This window comes from Ruegeria sp. J8 (assembly GCF_056531925.1).
The window spans coordinates 60,564-75,223 of the sequence record NZ_JBQFMR010000015.1 but is presented as its reverse complement, the minus strand read 5'-3'; the positions used below and the strand labels follow the sequence as shown (position 1 = coordinate 75,223).

The window sequence follows — 14,660 nt, the reverse complement described above, 5'->3', positions numbered from 1 at the left end:
CGTCTCAACCGTCTTTCCAGTCCGTCAGCACCGTCTCCAGCGCCCCAGCACCGCCTCAGCAGCGCCGGTGAAGGGGGTTCTAAGGTTTACCCCGGAAAGCCGCAAGCAGAAAATCTGGAAAAATCGGAAAAAACTCTGCTTGAAAAATTTTCAACATATTTACAGTTACTTACCGAAAATTCCCTTCCCAAAACGAACACCCCAGGCCACCGTTTCGACGTGCATCCCAGGTTTTGCACAGGCTTACCCACAGACTCAGGCGGAATCGACCTGTCGGAATCGGTTGAGTGGGTTCGACAGCGGCAGACGCAGGGCCAGAAGGCCCAGAATCACGCTCAGATAGATCAGTGGCTCGATCTGGAACCCTTTCGCCAGCATCACGTAATGCAGCCCGCCCAAAATCGCAGCTGGATAGACCAGACGTTGTAGAACGCGCCAGCGTGGACCCAAACGGCGCACCGACAGATTATTTGAAGTCACAGCCAGGGGCAGCAGCAGAAGAAATCCGGCCATGCCCACCGTGATATAGGGACGTTTGAGGATGTCGGCCCAGATCTGGCTCGGCAGTTGCACATCCAAAACCAACCATACCAACAGATGCAGACTAACATAGACGAAGGTCAGCACCCCCAAAGCGCGACGGAACTTCGTCAGGTTCAGTCCCGAAAACCGCCGCAACGGGGACACCGCAAGCACGACAATCAACAGCTGTAACGCCAACTCGCCATAGCGATGTTCCAGCGCCTCAATCGGATCAATACCCAGCCCTCCGGTCAAACCCTGATAGAACAGCCACGGTGCCGGGATCAGGCCCAGCAGGTAGACAGCCCAAACAGGCACTCGGCGGAGTATCTGGTTCACGGTCTGCATGCGCCTAATAGTATTCCGACAGATCCATGCCTTCGTAAAGACCGGCGACTTCGGCCTCGTAGCCGTTGAACATCAGTGTCGGAATACGTTTCGAGAACAGCCCGCCCCCGATGGTACGTTCCGACGCCTGAGACCAGCGCGGGTGATCCACATTCGGGTTCACATTACTATAGAAGCCATATTCGCGCGGATTGGCCATGTTCCAGCTTGTCGGAGGCTCAACGTCCGTCAGGGTAATCCGAACAATCGACTTGATCGACTTGAAGCCATATTTCCACGGCACGACGAGTCGAAGAGGTGCGCCGTTTTGGTTCGGAATTGGACGATCATAGATGCCTGTCGCCATGATCGTAAGCGGGTGGATCGCCTCATCCAACCGCAATCCTTCGCGATAGGGCCAATCGAGCACCGGGTATTGCACGCCGGGCATCTCATCAGGACGGTATGCGGTTTCGAAGGCAACAAACTTGGCTCCTTCCTGCACTCCGGCCATGTTCAGCAGATCGGCCAGCTCAAACCCGTTCCAGGGCACCACCATTGACCAGGCCTCGACGCAGCGAAAACGATAGATGCGTTCTTCGACCGTCATCTCAGACATGATATCCTTGAAATCATATTCGCCGGGACGGTCGACCAATCCATCGATCTGCACGCTCCAGGGTTCCGTTACCAGCGTGTGGGCGTATTTCGCAGGATCATCCTTGCGCGTACCGAACTCATAATAGTTGTTGTAAGACGTGATCTCTTCCCAGGTGTTGGGCACCAGATCCTCGGCCGCCTCTTCGGCCGCACCTTTCTGCGCCATCCCTGCCAAGCCGACACCTGCAAGCCCGGCCATCACCTGCCGCCGGTTCATAAACGCCGCCCGAGGGGTAACGTCTGCACGTGTCAAATTATTGGTCCAGCGATGCGCCATCTGCGTCTCCGTGATCGTTCTGTATTAGAGTCCAATTAGTGCGCTCATAGCACAGGACCAAGGCAACATGCGTCACGATTGGGAGAAGAGGCTGTAATGTATCCGCCACTCGGGAAACTCATATTGAGAGATAACGGTACAGATTCGCGCGATTTCGAGCGTTTTGACCAATAAGACCTAGCGTCAAGGTTGATATTCCCGCTAGCCAATGCCCAATCCGGAAGCGTAAGTTTTCTAAGGGCGCGAAGGGACAGAGTAGGCTGCCGTATATGGCTGGCATCGCAGTTGGCGCCAAGGGAAACGACGAGAATACGATCGGAAAGGACGAGACATGAAAACGAAAATGCTTGCGGGCTTGTCGCTGGTGCTGTTCATCGCTGCCTGCGCTGAGAATGAAACATATCCCATCAGCGGCTGCGATTCGAATGAAACATTCCCCGTAACCTGCGAGGAAATCGGCGACGACACTGGCCTGGACGAAAGCAACGCTCAGGATCTGAACGCCCTTCCGTCGGGCACCTGATCACGCATGATCTAAAAACCGAACACGTCGATATTCGCACAATAACCCGCCATTCATCGGCGGGTTATTCGTTTTCAGCCCATCAGTTTTTCCCAAAATATCCTTTTAATTCAATAATATGAATTTTAAACATAACAGATTAAGCCTTTACAGGCCATTTCCCAGCCTTGCACTCTGATTGCCGGGTACGCTGAAAATTCGAATGATCAGCCCCGGATCTAACGCTGGACAGGGAGAAGACGAATATGTGTGACATCTGTGTAATGAATGCGGTCAAGGACCGAATGCTTTCACGGCGCAGTTTCTTCAAGGCCGCCGCTGCGTCGGGTGTGGCCGTTGCCGCCGGAGGGGTCACCGCACCCGCCGCTATGGCCTCAGGGCATGGCAAGGTCGAGGATATGACCCACACGATCAGCCCGGATTTCCCGACCTATTTCGGAGAGCCGGGCTATTCCGCCGAACAAATCTACAACTTCGGCGAACACGGCTTCAATCTTCAGCGGATCACAGTGAACGAACATACCGGCACCCATGTCGATGCGCCACTGCATTTCTCGGCGGATGGGGCGTCGGTGGATGAAATTCCGGTCTCTGACCTGATCGCCCCACTATGTGTGGTCGATATTGCCGCCCGCGCGGCTGAGGACGCAGATACGCTGCTGACACCCGATGACCTAAAGGCATGGATGGCCAGTCACGGCGATATTCCGGACGGGGCCTGTTTGGCCCTGTATTCTGGCTGGGCCGCCAAGGTCGACAGCGACGCCTATCGCGGGTTTGACGGGCAGGCACAGCACTATCCCGGTTTCCACGTCGAGGCGGCACAGATGTTGATCGAGGAAACTGGTGCACGCTCAATCGCCTCGGACACGCTGTCACTGGACCACGGCCCCTCGGCAACCTTTGATACGCACTATGCGTGGTTATCCACCGGTCGTTTCGGGATCGAAAATATCGCCGGGCTGGACCGCATTCCGGCCTCTGGCGCAACGCTCGTCGTCGGCGCGCCGACACATGCGGGCGGAACCGGCGGACCCGCGCGCATTTTTGCGATGGTTTGACAAGTTCTGTCAAACGATAGCCAGTGGAAAGAGCTCTACGAAACAGAAAAACCCGCCGTGAAGGCGGGTTCTTCCTTTTGCCTCAGTGCACGACCGCGTCATTTGGCCTTGGGCGGTCCGAGGTGCCCAGGCGGTCGCCGATGATCAGGCCATCCGAACCTGCCGAGACAGGGACGGTTTCACCATCCTTGATTTCACCGGCCAGCAACGCCTCGGCCAGCGGGTTCTGAAGCGCGCGTTGGATCACGCGTTTCAGCGGACGCGCGCCAAAGACCGGGTCATAGCCTTCATCGGCCAACCATTGCTTGGCACCATCATCCAGCGCCAGCTCGATCTTGCGGGCGGCCAGTCGTTTCTGCAGACGTGCCATCTGGATATCGACGATGCCATCCATATCGGCCCGCTTGAGCCGGTCAAAGATGATGGTCTCATCCAGACGGTTGAGGAATTCGGGCCGGAAATGGGCTCGGACCGCATCCATCACATCCCGCCGCGCCTGCGCACTGTCGGCTCCTTCGGGCAACTGGCTAAGCGCCTGCGACCCAAGGTTCGACGTCAGGATGATCAGCGTCTGTTTAAAGTCCACGGTGCGGCCCTGACCATCGGTCAGCACACCATCATCGAGAACCTGCAACAGCACGTTGAACACATCCGGGTGCGCCTTTTCGACCTCGTCAAACAGCACGACCTGATAGGGCCTGCGCCGCACGGCCTCGGTCAGCACGCCACCTTCGTCATACCCTACATAGCCCGGAGGGGCACCGATCAGACGGGCGACCGCATGCTTCTCCATGAACTCGGACATGTCGATGCGCACCATCGCGTTGTCGTCGTCGAACAGAAAGTTCGCCACGGCCTTGGTCAGCTCGGTCTTACCCACACCGGTCGGGCCGAGGAACAGGAACGAACCCAAGGGGCGGTTCTCGTCATTCAGGCCAGCCCGCGCACGGCGCACGGCGTTGGCGACGGCGGTGACGGCGGCATCCTGACCGATCACGCGGGAATGCAGGTCGTCTTCCATCCGCAGCAGTTTCTCGCGCTCGCCTTCCAGCATCTTGGCTGTCGGGATACCGGTCCAGCGTTCAACGACCGAAGCGATTTGCTCGGGGCGCACTGTTTCTTCCGCCGTCATCGCGTTGCTTTCGCTGTTCTCAGCGTCGGCCAACTGATTTTCAAGCTGGGGAATAACGCCATAGGACAACTCACCCGCCTTGGCGAGGTTGCCTTCGCGCTTGGCAATCTCAAGATCAGCCCGGGCCTTGTCGAGCTGTTCTTTCAGATCACGCGCACCCGCGAGCTTATCACGCTCGGCCTGCCACTGGGCGGTCATCTCGGCGGATTTCTCCTGCAAATCGGCCAGATCCTTTTGCAAGGTTTCCAGACGATCCTTCGAGGCCGCATCATCTTCCAGTTTCAGCGCCTCTTCCTCGATCTGCATTTGCAGGATCTGGCGATCCAACTGGTCCAGTTCTTCGGGCTTCGAATCGACCTCCATACGCAGACGCGACGCGGCTTCATCGACAAGGTCGATCGCTTTGTCGGGCAGGAACCGATCGGTGATATAGCGATGCGACAGCGTCGCTGCCGACACCAGTGCCGAGTCCGATATGCGCACACCATGGTGCAGTTCGTACTTTTCCTTGATGCCGCGCAGGATGCTGATCGTGTCCTCGACCGTCGGCTCCTGTACCATCACGGGCTGGAACCGGCGTGCAAGGGCCGCGTCTTTTTCGACGTATTTGCGGTATTCATCCAGCGTTGTCGCGCCGATGCAATGCAGCTCACCACGTGCCAATGCAGGTTTGATCAGGTTTGCCGCATCCATCGCGCCGTCGGATTTACCAGCGCCGACCAGCGTGTGCATCTCATCAATGAACAAGATGATCTCACCCGCCGCTTCGGTCACTTCGGTCAGCACGGCCTTGAGGCGTTCTTCGAACTCACCACGGTACTTCGCACCGGCAATCAGCGCTCCCATGTCGAGCGCAAGCAGCTTCTTGTCCTTCAGCGATTCTGGCACGTCACCGTTAATGATGCGCAGGGCCATGCCCTCGGCGATCGCGGTTTTACCCACGCCGGGCTCACCGATCAGAACCGGGTTGTTCTTGGTTCGACGCGACAGAACCTGCATCGAGCGGCGGATTTCCTCATCCCGCCCAATGATCGGATCGATCTTGCCTTCGGCCGCAGCCTCGGTCAGATCGCGCGCATATTTCTTGAGTGCGTCATAGCCTTCTTCCGCCGACGCGGTATCGGCTGTGCGCCCCTTGCGGATATCGTTGATCGCCTCATTCAGTTTCTGCGCGGTCACGGCACCATCTTCCAAAGCCTCTTTAGCCTTGGATTTCACCATGCACAGCGCCATCAGAATGCGTTCGACAGGGACAAAACTGTCGCCCGCCTTGGTTGCAATCTTTTCGGCCTCGGCAAGAACCTTTGCGGTCTGGCCGTCCAGATAGACCTGACCTGTGTCGCCTTTGACCTTTGGAATGCGCGCCATCGAAGCGTCCAGCGCGTTCACCACACGGCTGGGCGCACCACCGGCCCGCGTGATCAGGTTGCTGGCCAGCCCCTGATCGTCATCCATCAATGCTTTCAGCAAATGTTCGGGCGTCAGACGCTGATGCTCTTCCCGCATCGCAATAGTCTGCGCCGCTTGCACGAAACCCCGTGCCCGCTCGGTGAACTTGTTCAAGTCCATTTTATTCTCCTTTTCCAAGCGCCCTGTTTTGATGCGCCCGCCTGGCGGCACGCGTCGGTTTTGGGCCTCACATTCAATCTGGGAAATATCTGTCCCGGTTCAAGAGGCGGAGGCGTATATTCGACCCCTATCTGCGCGGCACGGAATAGACCGCATAGCCCCCCGTTTCCGCCACCTGTCGCGCGCCGTACATGTCGACCAGAGACTGAGCCGCACTGCCGCCTTCGGGGCAAGACACAAGGTCCGCCGCATCGTCCAGAAAGTCGACGGTAAAGGCCGTTTCACCCGTGATCTGACAATCGTCATCGGTCGAACGATACCCTCGCACCAGACGCAGGTTTTCGTTGGTGGGCGTTCTGACCACTGTATCGGCAGCCTCGGTTTCCAGCGGCATGTCCTGACATCCTGCCAGCACCAGAGCAAACGCGGTGGGCGCAAGTTGTTTCATTTGCAAATCCGTTCCTTCAATGTGCGAATAGTATAGCACAGCCTGAATGCGCTGCCGTGATCTGAATCACCTACCCATCCCACATGGACACAGACCCCCAAACCCGCTAGGACGCAGACGTTTGCCAAAAAACGGAGCACCCCCATGTCCGACGACCGCCTGATCGTAGCCCTAGATGTCCCGAACGCCCTGCAAGGTCTGGCCATGGCCGAGCGGTTGGGAGACAGCGTTTCCTTCTATAAGATCGGGCTTGGCATGCTAACGGGCGGCGGGTTGGCGCTGGCCAATGAGCTGAAACAGGATCACGGCAAGCGCATCTTTTTGGACATGAAGCTGTTCGACATCGGCAACACGGTCGAAAACGCGGTGCGTGGGTTGGCGCAGTTCGATCTGGATTTCCTCACAGTTCATGGCGATCCCCACGTGGTGCGCGCCGCGAAAGAGGGCGCCTCGGGCAAGAATCTAAAGATCCTGGCTGTAACCATCCTGACCTCGCTGAACCGCGACGATCTGGACGCCAGTTTGCTGAAGCCGGGCGATGTGCGGGAGCTGGTGGTGGAACGCGCAGCCAAGGCGCTTGAGGCCGGCGCTGATGGCGTCATCGCCAGTCCGCAAGAGGCTGCGCTGATCCGCGCCCTGCCTCAGGCCGAAGGTCGATTGATCGTCACCCCCGGCGTTCGTCCGGCAGGGGCTGCGCTTGGCGATCAGAAACGCGTTGCCACCCCAGCCAGTGCTATTGCAGATGGCGCAGACCACATCGTTGTGGGCCGCCCGATCTATCAGGCAGAGGACCCGAAAGCCGCCGCCCAAGCGGTTCTTGCCGAGTTAAATTCCTTGACACGGCACTAAACGCGGACGTTAGAAACCGCCAAAAACACCGGTTTCTGGCTGCCAAGCAGTTGACCTTACGTCACTTTTAATGAAAACCGCGCCAAATCGTCCCTGTGCCCGAAAACACACATGAAAACTGCCTGTTTTCCTTGTGTGAACTCGATCCTATCGAAACCTCTGTTTTTCAGCGAATCTGGTCTCGTGATACTCCCCGCGGACCGTCTCTTCCTGAGGTCCGTCACCTCCCCCCGCAACGCGCGGGGGGTCTTCTTTTCCACCAGATCGCACCTGGATTCCGGCCTTGGGCTTTTGCGTGGCGGTGGGGTTGGTATAGTCGCGCTCATGAACCGATCGCTTTGAAGGCGGGAAGACATCCATGCCCGGTCTTTGCCGAGATTGCCTGACCACAGTCACCGATGACAGGCGCTGCCCCGCGTGTGGCAGCCCGCGGATCAAGTCGCATCCAGAGCTGTTCGACCTGACAATTGCGCATATGGATTGCGACGCCTTCTATGCCTCGGTCGAAAAACGGGACAACCCAGAACTGGCCGATAAGCCGGTCATCATCGGTGGCGGTAAGCGCGGGGTTGTGTCCACGGCGTGCTATGTGGCCCGTATTCGCGGCGTGCGCTCGGCCATGCCCATGTTCAAGGCGCTGCAACTCTGCCCCGATGCGGTGGTGATCAAACCACGCATGTCCGTCTACGCTGAGGTTTCGCGCGATATCCGCAAGATGATGGATGAACTGACCCCGGTAGTTGAACCCCTGTCGCTGGACGAGGCCTTCATGGACCTCTCTGGCACCGAACGCCTGCACGGAGCGCCACCGGCGGTGATGCTGGCGCGTTTGGTCAAGCGCATGAAAGACGAGCTGGGCGTGACCGGGTCAATCGGGCTTTCGCACAACAAGTTTCTGGCCAAGGTAGCCTCGGATCTGGACAAGCCACGCGGGTTTTCAGTGATTGGCCGGGCTGAGACGGCAGAGTTTCTGCATGACAAACCAGTGCGCCTGATCTGGGGTATCGGCCCCGCCGCGCAGGAATCGCTGGACCGTGCCGGTATTCGCAGTTTCTCGGACCTGTTGCGCTGGGATCAGGAGGCGTTGACGGCCAGATTTGGCGCGATGGGCTATCGGCTGTGGCATCTGGCCCGCGGTCAGGACAAACGCCGCGTTTCGGCCCATGAACCTATGAAATCCATCAGCAATGAGACGACCTTTTTCGAAGACACCGCTAGCCTCGACATTCTGGACGGACATCTTTGGCGCATGTCGGAAAAGGTCGCCGACAGGGCCAAGGCCAAAGGGCTAGCCGGGCGGGTCGTGACCCTTAAACTGAAACGAGCCAACCACAAGATCATCACGCGACGGGTATCCCTGCGGGACCCAACCCAGATTGCTGATCGTATATATCGCACGGCGCGCGCGCTGTTCGATCAGGTTGGGGAACAGGGGCCATACCGGTTGCTGGGCTGTGGTCTGTCGGATTTGTGCCCGGAACATCAAGCCGATATCTCGGGCGATCTGCTGGATCCTGGTGCCGCCCAAAGATCACAGGCCGAGCGTGCCACGGACGAAATTCGCCGCCGCTTCGGGACCGACGCTATCGTGAAAGGACGGGCGCTGCGATAATCCTATTCGGCCGCTAGACGCAGGGGCTCTTCGCCGATCTGGACGACATCGCGGATGACCTGCCGCAACAGTGTGCGGAACTCGGCGAAATTGCCGTTAGGTTCGATCCGGTCCTCATCCATATATAGCGCGCGGTCGATCTCAATCTGAACCGCATGTTGGTTGCGCGCGGGGCGTCCATAGGTTTGGGTCACATAGGCCCCCGCAAACGGAGCGTTGCGCACGACCATCAGGCCTGCGGCGACAAAGGCCGCTTCGATCCGGTCAACCACCTCAGTTGAGGCTGACGCACCAAACCGGTCGCCGAGCACAACTTGCGGCCGTTTGGCTTTGGGGCCACTGGCTATGGCAACCGCCTCGTGCGGCATCGAGTGGCAATCAATCAAAACCGCCTGCCCGAACTTGGCATGCGATTCGGCCAAAAGTGATTTCAGGCGGGCGTGATAGGGACGCCAGCACGTGTCGATCCGCAGCCGCGCCTCGTCCATCGTCAGCTTGCCACGGTAAATCGCGCGCCCATTTGCCACTACGCGGGGAATCACGCCCAGGCCCGAGGCAACACGCGGATTGTGCCCTTGCCGCCGCGCACCTTGGATCAGCGCAGGATCCAGTTCCTCTGAACTGCGGTTGAGGTCCAGATACGCCCTTGGTTTCGTGGCCGATATCAGCGGTGCCCCGAAATCTGCCACCGGCGAGAACAGCTGATCGACAAACGCATCTTCCGAGGACCGAATCGCATTGCGGTTCAAAACCGTGCGTTTCAGCAGGCTTTCGGGATAGTTCCGCCCGCTATGCGGAGACGAAAACACCACACAAGACGTGCGCTTGGCGGGCATATCCAGTACATAGGCGGCGTTCTGCATGGTGACTCCTTGTTCGGACTGAACATAGACCGGAAAATAGTTCAACCAAACCCCTTGAACCCCTTTGCGACTCCTTTTATAGACCCCGCTACCGGCGCGGGGATCCGCGCCCCATTTCGTTATGGGGCAGGGCACGCAAAGGGAAAGTGGGCGGTTAGCTCAGCGGTAGAGCACTTCGTTGACATCGAAGGGGTCACAAGTTCGATCCTTGTACCGCCCACCATGATTTCACTGTTCCGGTTTTCCGGGACACCCGCTAACCCAGGCGCTGGCCACGTCCTTGATGAAGGCGCCGCAGATTGGAGACAGACCCATGAAGGTCAAGAACTCGCTCCGCTCGCTCAAGAACCGGCACCGCGATTGCCGGGTTGTGCGTCGCAAAGGCCGCGTCTACGTGATCAACAAGACGCAGCGCAAGTTCAAAGCTCGCCAGGGCTAAGAACGGCACGAACCGATTTGAAAAAACCGCGCCTTTGGGTGCGGTTTTTTTGTTGGCGCGTGAAAACTCGGAAATTGGTAATTTTGCTCAATTCCCGTCCGCGCGTGCTGAAACACCAAACGCCGCGACACCGCATCTCTGCGATCCCTCTGATACAGCTTTATTTTTCGCGGGTTCTCTCACACCCCGCGGGCCGCTCTATTGATGTATTGGGGTGTTTTTGTTTCAGATGCTCACATTCCCTCGACGCGATGTGAATTGGCAGCGCCCACTTAGTCTGCGCAGCATTTTGCAGTCGTTGAACGAGATAGGAAATTCGCCATGACAATCAAACGCCGCCAATTCGTGAAACTGGGGCTGGCTTCGGCTACCGCAGTCGCACTGGGAACGCCGTCTGCATTCGCCGGGGATAAGGAACGCACCGGCAGCCTCTCCGGTCGCAGCGGCTATAACGTGAAGGGAACAGTTTCCGTATCCGGCGACACCGTCACCCTCAAGAGCGATTATGTGTTCGACCCCAACAAGAACCCGCCGGATATCAAGATCGGCTTCGGCAATGGTGAGAAATACGCAAAGGGTTCGAAGATCCACGACAAACTGACCGTGAAAAAGGGCGAAGCATCGTTCAAGATCCCGGCTGGAATCGACGTTTCGAAATACAACGAACTTTACATCTACTGCGAAAAGTTCACTGTGATTCTGGCAGTTGCACCGCTCAGCTAAGCCACGTACACGCTTTTTTTCGAGATCCGCCTGCACATGTGGGCGGATTTCTTTTTGCCCAAGTCACCGAGGGTAGACGTGTATAGTCAGGATTCCTTCTTTGATTTGTCGACAAGGGGACAGGTGGGGCTTGCGTTGCTCAGCCTCATTCTGTTTGTCCTGATGGTGTATCTGACCCGGCGTGGTTTGTATCGATTTCCTTTTTGGGCAAGGATGTCCGGGGCTATGATCCTCTTTTGGCTGTTCGTGTGGGTTTCGCCGCAAATCTACTACATGTATTACCGCATGATCATTCCGGACTTGCCCCTTCAATGGGTCATCTGGCCACTACGAGACCCGGTTAAACCGCTGCAGATGCTGCTCTTCTCGTATCAGAGCAACCTCAGCGCGCATGGCCAGGGAATCCTCGGTTGGGCAATCATTCTGGCAGCTACCCTTCCGCGCTCGCGATCCATCTAAATGGTTGTGGAAATAGAAACCGGCCCCCGCCCGAAACACTACACTCAATAATCAGAATCAGGCCGCACTTTGCCAGCGACCATTTGACCAACTAATTTTGTCGGAATTCCTTGCATCCCAGTCAGAATCGTTTAATTGACCAAATCAGTCGGGTTATCACCCGCCACGACATTTAAAGTTGGGACATATGATGCTGAAATCCTCTACCTGTATCGCCGTCGCGCTGACGGCCCTGATTGCCACCTCTGCTGCTGCCGAGGGAGAGCTGAACCTTTATTCTTCGCGCCACTACGACACGGACGAACGCCTCTATTCCGATTTTGAAGAGGCCACAGGCATCACCATCAACCGCATCGAAGGCAAGGCCGACGAATTGATTGCACGTATGGAAGCAGAAGGCGCGAACTCTCCCGCCGATATCCTGCTGACCGTTGACACTTCGCGTCTAGCGCGCGCCAAGAATGCAGGCATCCTGCAAGCCATCGACAGCGCGGTTCTGGAAGATCGCATCCCGGCCAACCTGCAAGACGAAGACAATCAGTGGTACGGTTTCTCGCAGCGCGCGCGGATCATTTTCTTTGATAAGGCCGACGTGGCAACCCCGCCCGCCAGCTATCTGGATCTGGCCAAACCCGAATACAAAGGTCTGATCTGCATCCGGTCGTCCAGCAACACCTATAACCAGACTCTGCTGGCCTCGATCATCACCAACCACGGTGCCGAGGCTGCCAAAACTTGGGCCGAAGGCGTTGTCGCCAACATGGCGCGTGACCCGCAGGGCGGAGACACTGACCAGCTGCGCGGGATCGTTTCGGGCGAGTGCGAAATTGCCGTTTCGAACTCGTACTACTTTGCTCGCGCGCTGCGTAAGGACGTGAAGGGCCTGAGCGCAGATATCGACATGATCGGCATTCAGTTCCCCGCACAAGACGCGGAAGGTGCTCATATGAATCTGTCGGGCGCAGGTGTTGCTGCCCATGCCCCAAACAAAGAGAACGCGGTGAAATTCCTGGAATACCTCGCCAGTGAACAGGCGCAGGTCTATTTCTCGAACGGCAATGATGAATTCCCCGCCGTCGAAGGCGTGGCGCTGGCCGACAACGTCGCTTCGCTGGGCGAGTTCAAAGCGGACGAAGTGAACCTGTCCGAGGTCGCCAAGAACATCCCGGAGGCACAGAAGATCTTCAACGAAGTCGGCTGGAAATAATCCTTCAATCCGGCGAGTGAGGGAAGAGCGCGGTTTTCCGCGCTCTTTTCTATTTACATAGCCGCATTTTAAACCGAATATCTCATAATCGGAAATAATTCTCGTATTTGAAACATGCTGGATGACCTGTCAAACCGACTAGCCAACCGTCTGAACGAACTGCGCCGCACGCGGGGCTGGTCACTGGATCAGTTGGCAGATCACAGCGGTATCAGCCGCGCCACCCTGTCCCGGATGGAGAAAGGGGACGTCAGCCCGACAGCCGAAACGCTTGGTCGGCTATGCGCTGCTTACAGCTTGCCGATGTCCCGACTGTTGATGATGGTCGAAGACAGTTTTGCCCCGCGTGTACCTTTTGAAAGGCAACCGGAATGGCACGACCCCGAGACCGGATTTACCCGCCGTTCGGTCTCACCCCCCGCCAACGGGTTGAGCGGTGAGGTCCTTGAGGGCCACCTGCCACCCGCAACGGTGATCAGCTATGACGCGCCGCCGAAACCAGGGCAGGAGCACCACCTGATCATGTTGGACGGCGCCTTGACCCTGACCGTCGATGACGTCGCACACGACCTGACGGGCGGGGACTGCCTGCGCTATCACTTGTCCGGCCCCACCCGGTTTGCAACGCCAAACACGCGCGGTGCACGATACCTACTGGTGCTGATATGATCGCCCGACTGACAGAACCGGAACTTGAAAGCGCGCTCGGCGACCTGACGGACATTCTGCACGCCTGTGTGCAGGACGGGGCCAGCGTCGGCTTTGTCTTACCCTTCCCCCCCGAACAGGCCCGAGCCTATTGGCATGACCACGTCTGGCCCGGCGTCGCGGTAAATACGCTGGACTTGTTCGTCGCGCGGCAGGACGGGCGCATCCTGGGAACGGTACAAATGGCCCCTGCTTTGATGCCAAACCAGCCTCATCGCGCAGACGTGGCCAAATTGCTTGTACATCCCGATGCCCGTCGGCGTGGGCTGGGTCGGGCGTTGATGATCGCGCTGGAGCAGCGTGCCGCGCAGATCGGGCGGACGATGCTGGTTCTGGATACGCGCAGCTCAGATCCCTCGCGCGTGTTGTATCAAAGCCTCGGCTTTCAGATCGCGGGCGAAATTCCGAACTATTGCCGCAACCCGTTCGAGGATCGGCTGGAGCCCACGACCTACATGTTCAAGGATCTGTCCTAAGCGTTGGTCTTGCGGACATTCGCCGCAAAGCAGTAGCCGATCCCGTGCACGGTCTTGATATAGGTCGGCGCAGCGGGATCGGGTTCGATCTTTTTGCGCAGACGCATGACGTGGACGTCGATGGTCCGGTCGCCGACAACGGTTTCACGTCCGCGCGCCTTGTCCAGCAACTGGTCGCGGGAAAACACCATATGCGGGTTCGAAACAAAAGCGTGCAGCACGTCGAACTCGGTCGTGGTCAGGTCCGCCGCAGCGCCGTCATCGCCTGCGGTCAGCGTCCGTTCGTTCACGTTCAGCACCCAATCCCCGAACGTGATCAAGGGCGCATCTGCGCCATTGGCAGGTTTTTCGTCAGGCTTTGCCCGGCGCAGAACGGTGCGAATACGGGCCAGAACCTCGCGCGCCTCGAAGGGTTTGGTGATATAGTCGTCGGCCCCGAATTCCAGTCCGACCACGCGGTCGAAAATCTCATCCCGGCCCGAGAGGACTATGATGGGGATGTTGGAATTCACCCGCAACTCGCGCGTGATGTCAAAACCGTTGCGTCCGGGCAGGCCGATATCCAGCAGGATCAGATCGACGCTGGACTTGGTCAGAACCGCATCCATCGCATCGCCATCCGCGGCGCACGTGACCTGACATCCCTGCTTCTCAAGGTAGCGTTGCAGGAAAGACCTGATCTGCGGGTCGTCGTCGACCACAAGGATATGTTCTTGAACCATATATCCAGTCCGGTGCAGGCGAGTTGCGCTTGCGCGCCAATGTTTTAGTCACAGCGTTCCACCACATGCAAGCCAGCAGTGGA

Annotated in this window: 16 protein-coding genes and 1 tRNA gene; 11 read left to right on the top strand and 6 right to left on the bottom strand. The window is 57.9% G+C overall.

The features are described from left to right. Nucleotides 1-255 precede the first annotated feature (255 nt). A complete protein-coding gene (msrQ, locus tag ACR0L1_RS22125; RefSeq protein ID WP_170787493.1) occupies nt 256-870 on the bottom strand; it encodes a protein-methionine-sulfoxide reductase heme-binding subunit MsrQ in 615 nt (204 codons plus the stop codon). 4 nt (nt 871-874) lie between these two features. Continuing rightward, nucleotides 875-1,786 (bottom strand): protein-methionine-sulfoxide reductase catalytic subunit MsrP, encoded by a 912-nt coding sequence (gene msrP / locus ACR0L1_RS22120; RefSeq protein WP_480504079.1) that lies wholly within the window; start codon nt 1,784-1,786, stop codon nt 875-877. 331 nt (nt 1,787-2,117) lie between these two features. On the opposite strand from msrP, the gene ACR0L1_RS22115 reads away from it, so the two are divergent. Then, the gene (locus ACR0L1_RS22115) at nt 2,118-2,309 is read left to right on the top strand and encodes a hypothetical protein (protein ID WP_170775519.1); all 192 of its coding nucleotides are present in this window, start codon (nt 2,118-2,120) and stop codon (nt 2,307-2,309) included. A 245-nt stretch (nt 2,310-2,554) separates the two neighbouring features. Continuing rightward, on the top strand, nt 2,555-3,370 hold the full coding sequence (locus ACR0L1_RS22110; protein ID WP_480504080.1) for a cyclase family protein: 816 nt from the start codon (nt 2,555-2,557) through the stop codon (nt 3,368-3,370). An 82-nt stretch (nt 3,371-3,452) separates the two neighbouring features. Here ACR0L1_RS22110 and clpB read toward each other — a convergent pair whose 3' ends face one another. Both clpB and ACR0L1_RS22100 read right to left on the bottom strand, forming a co-directional pair. Beyond that, on the bottom strand, nt 3,453-6,071 hold the full coding sequence (gene clpB / locus ACR0L1_RS22105; RefSeq protein WP_170790497.1) for an ATP-dependent chaperone ClpB: 2,619 nt from the start codon (nt 6,069-6,071) through the stop codon (nt 3,453-3,455). A gap of 127 nt (nt 6,072-6,198) precedes the next feature. Further along, entirely contained in the window at nt 6,199-6,519 is a 321-nt protein-coding gene (locus ACR0L1_RS22100) for a hypothetical protein (RefSeq protein ID WP_170790496.1), read from the bottom strand. Nucleotides 6,520-6,663: 144 nt separating this feature from the next. On the opposite strand from ACR0L1_RS22100, the gene pyrF reads away from it, so the two are divergent. Together pyrF and ACR0L1_RS22090 are read left to right on the top strand one after the other, a co-directional pair. Beyond that, entirely contained in the window at nt 6,664-7,368 is a 705-nt protein-coding gene (pyrF, locus tag ACR0L1_RS22095; protein WP_480860836.1) for an orotidine-5'-phosphate decarboxylase, read from the top strand. 358 nt (nt 7,369-7,726) lie between these two features. Then, nucleotides 7,727-8,980 carry a DNA polymerase IV gene (locus ACR0L1_RS22090; RefSeq protein ID WP_480860835.1) on the top strand — a complete coding sequence of 418 codons (1,254 nt, stop codon included), beginning with the start codon at nt 7,727-7,729 and terminating at the stop codon, nt 8,978-8,980. A 2-nt stretch (nt 8,981-8,982) separates the two neighbouring features. Here the strand turns inward: ACR0L1_RS22090 and ACR0L1_RS22085 are convergent, their stop codons facing one another. Next, the gene (locus ACR0L1_RS22085; RefSeq protein WP_480860833.1) at nt 8,983-9,843 is read right to left on the bottom strand and encodes an N-formylglutamate amidohydrolase; all 861 of its coding nucleotides are present in this window, start codon (nt 9,841-9,843) and stop codon (nt 8,983-8,985) included. Nucleotides 9,844-9,991: 148 nt separating this feature from the next. Here ACR0L1_RS22085 and ACR0L1_RS22080 point away from each other — a divergent pair. The 7 genes from ACR0L1_RS22080 (at nt 9,992) to ACR0L1_RS22050 (ending at nt 13,855) form a co-directional block, all read left to right on the top strand. Beyond that, nucleotides 9,992-10,066 (top strand) — tRNA-Val (locus ACR0L1_RS22080). A gap of 90 nt (nt 10,067-10,156) precedes the next feature. Further along, entirely contained in the window at nt 10,157-10,282 is a 126-nt protein-coding gene (gene ykgO / locus ACR0L1_RS22075; RefSeq protein WP_005648635.1) for a type B 50S ribosomal protein L36, read from the top strand. A gap of 321 nt (nt 10,283-10,603) precedes the next feature. Then, on the top strand, nt 10,604-11,005 hold the full coding sequence (locus ACR0L1_RS22070) for a DM13 domain-containing protein (protein WP_480860832.1): 402 nt from the start codon (nt 10,604-10,606) through the stop codon (nt 11,003-11,005). Nucleotides 11,006-11,083: 78 nt separating this feature from the next. Then, nucleotides 11,084-11,464, top strand: a complete 381-nt coding sequence (locus ACR0L1_RS22065; protein ID WP_480860831.1) for a hypothetical protein — start codon at nt 11,084-11,086, stop codon at nt 11,462-11,464. A 190-nt stretch (nt 11,465-11,654) separates the two neighbouring features. Further along, complete coding sequence (locus ACR0L1_RS22060) at nt 11,655-12,671, top strand: extracellular solute-binding protein (protein ID WP_480860829.1); 1,017 nt, start codon at nt 11,655-11,657, stop codon at nt 12,669-12,671. A 114-nt stretch (nt 12,672-12,785) separates the two neighbouring features. After that, the gene (locus tag ACR0L1_RS22055) at nt 12,786-13,340 is read left to right on the top strand and encodes a helix-turn-helix domain-containing protein (protein ID WP_170790492.1); all 555 of its coding nucleotides are present in this window, start codon (nt 12,786-12,788) and stop codon (nt 13,338-13,340) included. Further along, nucleotides 13,337-13,855, top strand: coding sequence for a GNAT family N-acetyltransferase (locus tag ACR0L1_RS22050; RefSeq protein WP_170790491.1), 519 nt, complete (start codon nt 13,337-13,339; stop codon nt 13,853-13,855). The genes ACR0L1_RS22055 and ACR0L1_RS22050 overlap by 4 nt, the downstream gene beginning before the upstream one ends. Here ACR0L1_RS22050 and ACR0L1_RS22045 read toward each other — a convergent pair. Beyond that, nucleotides 13,852-14,577 carry a response regulator gene (locus ACR0L1_RS22045; protein ID WP_480860827.1) on the bottom strand — a complete coding sequence of 242 codons (726 nt, stop codon included), beginning with the start codon at nt 14,575-14,577 and terminating at the stop codon, nt 13,852-13,854. The genes ACR0L1_RS22050 and ACR0L1_RS22045 overlap by 4 nt on opposite strands. Nucleotides 14,578-14,660 lie beyond the last annotated feature (83 nt).

Coding starts and splice junctions, on each gene's coding strand:
- msrQ (WP_170787493.1), bottom strand. CDS start 870: ATGCAGACCGTGAACCAGATACTCCGCCGAGTGCCTGTTTGGGCTGTC.
- msrP (WP_480504079.1), bottom strand. CDS start 1,786: ATGGCGCATCGCTGGACCAATAATTTGACACGTGCAGACGTTACCCCT.
- ACR0L1_RS22115 (WP_170775519.1), top strand. CDS start 2,118: ATGAAAACGAAAATGCTTGCGGGCTTGTCGCTGGTGCTGTTCATCGCT.
- ACR0L1_RS22110 (WP_480504080.1), top strand. CDS start 2,555: ATGTGTGACATCTGTGTAATGAATGCGGTCAAGGACCGAATGCTTTCA.
- clpB (WP_170790497.1), bottom strand. CDS start 6,071: ATGGACTTGAACAAGTTCACCGAGCGGGCACGGGGTTTCGTGCAAGCG.
- ACR0L1_RS22100 (WP_170790496.1), bottom strand. CDS start 6,519: ATGAAACAACTTGCGCCCACCGCGTTTGCTCTGGTGCTGGCAGGATGT.
- pyrF (WP_480860836.1), top strand. CDS start 6,664: ATGTCCGACGACCGCCTGATCGTAGCCCTAGATGTCCCGAACGCCCTG.
- ACR0L1_RS22090 (WP_480860835.1), top strand. CDS start 7,727: ATGCCCGGTCTTTGCCGAGATTGCCTGACCACAGTCACCGATGACAGG.
- ACR0L1_RS22085 (WP_480860833.1), bottom strand. CDS start 9,843: ATGCAGAACGCCGCCTATGTACTGGATATGCCCGCCAAGCGCACGTCT.
- ykgO (WP_005648635.1), top strand. CDS start 10,157: ATGAAGGTCAAGAACTCGCTCCGCTCGCTCAAGAACCGGCACCGCGAT.
- ACR0L1_RS22070 (WP_480860832.1), top strand. CDS start 10,604: ATGACAATCAAACGCCGCCAATTCGTGAAACTGGGGCTGGCTTCGGCT.
- ACR0L1_RS22060 (WP_480860829.1), top strand. CDS start 11,655: ATGCTGAAATCCTCTACCTGTATCGCCGTCGCGCTGACGGCCCTGATT.
- ACR0L1_RS22055 (WP_170790492.1), top strand. CDS start 12,786: ATGCTGGATGACCTGTCAAACCGACTAGCCAACCGTCTGAACGAACTG.
- ACR0L1_RS22050 (WP_170790491.1), top strand. CDS start 13,337: ATGATCGCCCGACTGACAGAACCGGAACTTGAAAGCGCGCTCGGCGAC.
- ACR0L1_RS22045 (WP_480860827.1), bottom strand. CDS start 14,577: ATGGTTCAAGAACATATCCTTGTGGTCGACGACGACCCGCAGATCAGG.